We start from the raw sequence: 4,722 nt of genomic DNA, 5'->3' as shown, positions 1-4,722 counted from the left end.
TGTTTAAGGCGACTAAGATTCACAGCTTGCTCTGGATTCATGCCCACCTGCCGACGTAATTCCAGGGATTGGGCTGTTGCACTGACTAAATTCGCTTGAGTTTGGGCAATTTGATTCTCCAAGTTTGCTATGGTTGTAACAATACTCGTCGCCTCTTGATCCAAAGCCACGATTTGATTCGATTCCTTAAAGTTTCGTAAGGCAATTTCCGCATCATTCACCGCATCTTCTGCAATCGGTAGCTGTTGCTGAATGAATTTTCGCGCGGCGATCGTTTCGGCTCGATTATTGGCTATGTTCTTGTGAATATAGGATTCCATTACAGCATTTACAACTGCTGCTGCCAGATCTGGATCTGTCGACTCATAGGAGACCTGGAGTACATCTGTGCCCGGAACAGATTTGACACCCAAGCCCCTTATAGCATCCGAAGGTTTCACGCGTTCGCCTTCGTCATCTCTCAAATCGAGAGCCTCAATTGCCTCTGCTACAACAGGTATGGACTTTAGAATTTCTGCCTGGGTATCTAATGGATTGTTTTGAGCGTACAAGGTCGTTACCTGCCCTAGATTAGAGCCAGGTGCTACGCCAGTTAGCGCCGAGGAGCGATCGGTTCGGATGAGAAGCTTTCCCGTTGCTTCGTAGGACGGGTTCTGAGTCAGGGCGTACAGTGTAGACATGGCAACAACAGTCGAGAGAACTCCTGCCGCTGGTAGCCAGCGACGCTTCAGCACCAGCCAGTACTTCTGAAAGTCGATCTCCTCACTGTATTGTAGGAAATATTGCTGATTCTGGAGGTGGTTGGGCTCCATACTTATCGATACCCTCGGAAAATGCTACGAGATATAGTTGAAGTGAAGCTTGATGCAAGTCGATATCAATTCGACTTGCATCGCAAACGTTAACATTACGTTCACATGCACTACCTAAACGTAGTCATCTAACTTTTAGAGTTCCCGACTTTCCGAGCTTACTCAATAACTGAGGCGCAAAGTTCAGACTCTCTACTACTTCAACTGAAAGTATCAATCAATTTCTCTCACAGCACAATAGAGTGGAGTATCACTCATGGAATCTTTATGCTGACTAGAGTATTGTGTAAGGACTTTAAGCGATCAGCACATCTATATCACTATGTAATTAATTACTAATTGCGAAACATGAGAGTGCTATTTGTATCGAGGCATTAGACCTCCTGAAAGCGTTCTCGATATAAAGCTACGATCTGAGAGGTGACCTCTTCGATCGTGAGTCCATCTGTCTGTACTTCAATGGCATCTTCCGCTTTGCGGAGTGGAGCGACGGTACGCGACGAATCGTTACGATCGCGCTCATAGATCGCTTGCTCTAAATGCTTCAAGGGCACTTCAGTTCCCTGCTGGAGAAGGTCTTGCTGGCGGCGACGGGCGCGCTCTTCAATAGAAGCGGTCAAAAATATTTTGAGTTCCGCATCGGGAAAGACGTAGGTGCCGATATCACGTCCATCCATTACGATGCCTCCCTTACGGCCATAGTGTCGCTGTTGGCTGACGAGTTCCTGGCGGACAGAGGGCAAAGCCGCGATCGCCGAGACATGTTCAGTGACTTCCAGGCTGCGAATCTCTTGAGTGACTTCTTGTTGGTTGACCCAGACTCGGCAAGGTGCCGCCGATAGATCATGGCCATCGGTGGTGCCGGATGCGAGTTGAATGTCGCATTGACTGACGAGTTCAGCGATCGCAGGCTCGTCATCTAGGGCAATTCCGGACTGCAGGACTAACCACGTTACGGCGCGATACATAGCTCCAGTGTCTAGATAGAGCAAGTTTAGTTCCCGTGCGACTCGCCGCACGACGGTGGATTTGCCCGCTCCGGCTGGACCATCGATGGCTAGGATGGGTCTGCGATTTTGCAAAATAATATTATCAATGAGACGCGTTTTCCCTAGCCGTACCGCGATCGCCAGCAATCCAGCTTCTTCGACTTCTTCCAGCGGTTCTAAGGTTTCTGGGTTTACCAGTTCTACATATTCGGGATCTAACGCCGGAACCGTGGCTAATTCGTCATGTACCTGCTGCAATAAGGTCTCACGCAAATGATGTCCATTCATAAAAGCTTCCTTGGCCTTGCACAGGCTTTTATAGAGGGTTGCGGCTTGGGTACGCTCTTCTGCCGTCAAATACTGATTGCGGGAACTATACGCTAATCCGTTTTCTTCTCGCACAATCGGACAGCCTACCAGATTCACAGGGATATTTAAATCCAAAACTAAGCGTTTGAGGATCGCGAGTTGCTGGGCATCTTTTTGACCAAAGTAGGCAGACGTGGGTTGAACCAGGTTAAAGAGCTTGGCGACGACGGTAACAACCCCTTCAAAATGGCCGGGACGCGATCGCCCACACATAAGCTGCACCATGGATTGAGGGGGCACAATGTGGGTGAGGTCTTGGCTGTTGGGAACCTTAGTGAAGGGGTATAGTTCTACGGCAGAGGGTGCAAATACGATGTCTGCCCCTTGTGCGGCGCAGAGTTTTTGATCCTGTTCTAAGACTCTGGGGTATCGTTGGAAGTCTTCGTTGGGGCCAAACTGGAGAGGATTGACAAAAATGCTGACAACCACTATTTCATTCTCTGCGCGTGCGCGGCGAATTAAGCTTAGATGCCCCTCATGCAGTGCGCCCATTGTAGGGACTAATCCAATCCGCTGGTGCTCAATCCGCGTTGGTGATGATAGGCGAAAACGATCCAACGCACAGCGTAGTCCTGCAACTGTAGTTAACAGACGCACAGTCAATCTCCCAATAACGTAAATGGCCCCAGAGACAATACCCTTCTAAGCTGCACTTTTACAAGCCTAATTGGCAACCTTGTTTTTAAAGCTTTTACTCGTAGTTTACAAACTTTATCAATATCAATGGTGCAGTTCTGCTGAGTCAACCGAACTGATCAGTGCCCATGTGTCAATAGCATAGGATGAGCTGCATATCAGATCAGGAAAGCTACGGATCTTTCGTAGATCGTACGACCGCATGCAGTGTAAAAAAAGAGAATTCACCGAAGCATTGCCCTTACCTCTCTGGGTATTAATAAATATGTGGCTCTGTTAAGGTTGGTATTGGCACACTCAGTATCCGAAAAGGAATAGAGTAAAAAGTAACAACGTTCGATACTCTATCACTTGATGTAGTGCTGGACATCGCCCATTTACAAGTCGTGTTTAATAGGGTTGGCTCATAGATAAGCTTCGGTAGAAACGCTAAGTGCCAGTATTAAACACTACAAATGATGTCCGTTTCGTGAATCAGGCCAGCAGGGTCTCCAGACTATTTATTTCCATTTATTTCCACCAAGCGCGACAGTCAGAATAAAGCTGAACTGTGCGTCTACAGGTAACTATGACTCACAAAATTATTGTATTCTCTGCCGCGAGTGCGGTCATTTTTGCGTGCTCAGCTCTTTCATCGACAGCAACCATCAAGCGTCCTCTTGCCAAGAATCCTCCCTGTTATCCCACGGATGGTTGTACATTTGTCTTGCCCCCTAGTTCGTGAGCGATCGCCCTATGAAGCCTGCAAATTCTGAGTATCGCTCACCCCACCTCGATGAGATTCTGCCCATCTGTACGCCTGTAGTTCAAGAGGTTTTGATTCCAGCAGCGATCGCCATCATTACTACGATTGCTACCCTAGGAATTTTGTTTTGCCTTTTTGACCAAACGCAGTGTGTTCGCGTCTACTCAACTGGGGAAGCCAATATTCAGCATGGCTTCCGGGGCTGCGCTCCAGATAGCCTCCAGTAGTATCTCTGCCTATGTATGACAGAGTGCAACGGTGGGTAAGCATGCAGCAGCAGTGTTAGGTGAGGGGGAGTAGCAACGCTGGTTTCCCTGGTCAGGGAGCAGCGATCGCGAACTTCGGAACCTAACAGCGAGGTGCTGCTCGATTACACGGGAACAGATGCAATGGCCGACCGCATATCGTCGATCACGCGGCGCATGTTTCCCAAATCTACACGGTAGCTGGTAGGGTGGGCAATCAGTCGAGCTGTGCTATCAAACAATTGCTCAATTTCTATCAGGTTATTTTCTTTTAACGTTCGTCCTGTGGCAACGAGATCAACAATCGCTTCCGACATCCCTGTAATGGGGCCTAGCTCGACGGATCCATAAAGGGGAACAATCTCGACGGGCAAATCAATGTCTTGAAAGTAGTCATGGGCACACTGCACAAACTTGGACGCGATACGGCAGTGGGGGGGAAGTTCTAACGCTGAACGATAGGGACTGGATTCCTTAACGGCAATCGACATTCGACAATAGCCAAACTTTAAATCGACAAGATGGGCTACCTTGGGTTTCTTCTCGCGAAGAATGTCATAGCCAACGATGCCAAGTTGTGCCTGTCCATATTCAACATACACAGGAACATCGTAGTTGCGAACGAGTAGAGCTTTCGCTTGATGTTCTGTGTCCCAAATTTCCAATTGGCGGTTTGCGCTATATAGAAACGCAGAAAAATCAAGCCCAACGGATTGGAGTAACCGAATGCTGTCTTTGAGAAGGGCTCCTTTGGGCAGCGCAACAGTGAACATATCAGGTAAATGGAGTTTGCAATAGGGTCTTAGCCCAACGATCTTACCAAGATACGGCAAAAAGAAGGGCACAGCGATGCCGTGCCCTAACCTAACGGTTTCAATCCCTGCGGGTCGATTCCCCGCCGCTCTGCGGCGTAAAATGCCAGGATG

At 48.4% G+C, this 4,722-nt stretch carries 4 protein-coding genes; 1 reads left to right on the top strand and 3 read right to left on the bottom strand.

Annotated elements, in window-relative coordinates; genetic code table 11:
- Positions 1-812, bottom strand: an 812-nt coding sequence (locus tag IGR76_13530; protein MBF2079498.1) for a lipopolysaccharide biosynthesis protein, incomplete at its 3' end; no start/stop codon positions are given.
- Positions 813-1,186: 374 nt separating this feature from the next.
- Positions 1,187-2,767 carry a bifunctional pantoate--beta-alanine ligase/(d)CMP kinase gene (locus IGR76_13525; protein MBF2079497.1) on the bottom strand — a complete coding sequence of 527 codons (1,581 nt, stop codon included), beginning with the start codon at positions 2,765-2,767 and terminating at the stop codon, positions 1,187-1,189.
- A 774-nt stretch (positions 2,768-3,541) separates the two neighbouring features.
- Between IGR76_13525 and IGR76_13520 the strand changes: the two genes are divergently transcribed.
- Positions 3,542-3,778 (top strand): hypothetical protein, encoded by a 237-nt coding sequence (locus IGR76_13520; protein ID MBF2079496.1) that lies wholly within the window; start codon positions 3,542-3,544, stop codon positions 3,776-3,778.
- 143 nt (positions 3,779-3,921) lie between these two features.
- Here IGR76_13520 and IGR76_13515 read toward each other — a convergent pair whose 3' ends face one another.
- On the bottom strand, positions 3,922-4,569 hold the full coding sequence (locus tag IGR76_13515; GenBank protein MBF2079495.1) for an ATP phosphoribosyltransferase: 648 nt from the start codon (positions 4,567-4,569) through the stop codon (positions 3,922-3,924).
- Positions 4,570-4,722: the final 153 nt, after the last annotated feature.

Source organism: Synechococcales cyanobacterium T60_A2020_003, assembly GCA_015272205.1.
Lineage (GTDB): Bacteria > Cyanobacteriota > Cyanobacteriia > RECH01 > RECH01 > JACYMB01.
This window is presented reverse-complemented; position numbering and strand designations above follow the sequence as displayed.

Coding starts and splice junctions, on each gene's coding strand:
- IGR76_13520 (MBF2079496.1), top strand. CDS start 3,542: ATGAAGCCTGCAAATTCTGAGTATCGCTCACCCCACCTCGATGAGATT.
- IGR76_13515 (MBF2079495.1), bottom strand. CDS start 4,569: ATGTTCACTGTTGCGCTGCCCAAAGGAGCCCTTCTCAAAGACAGCATT.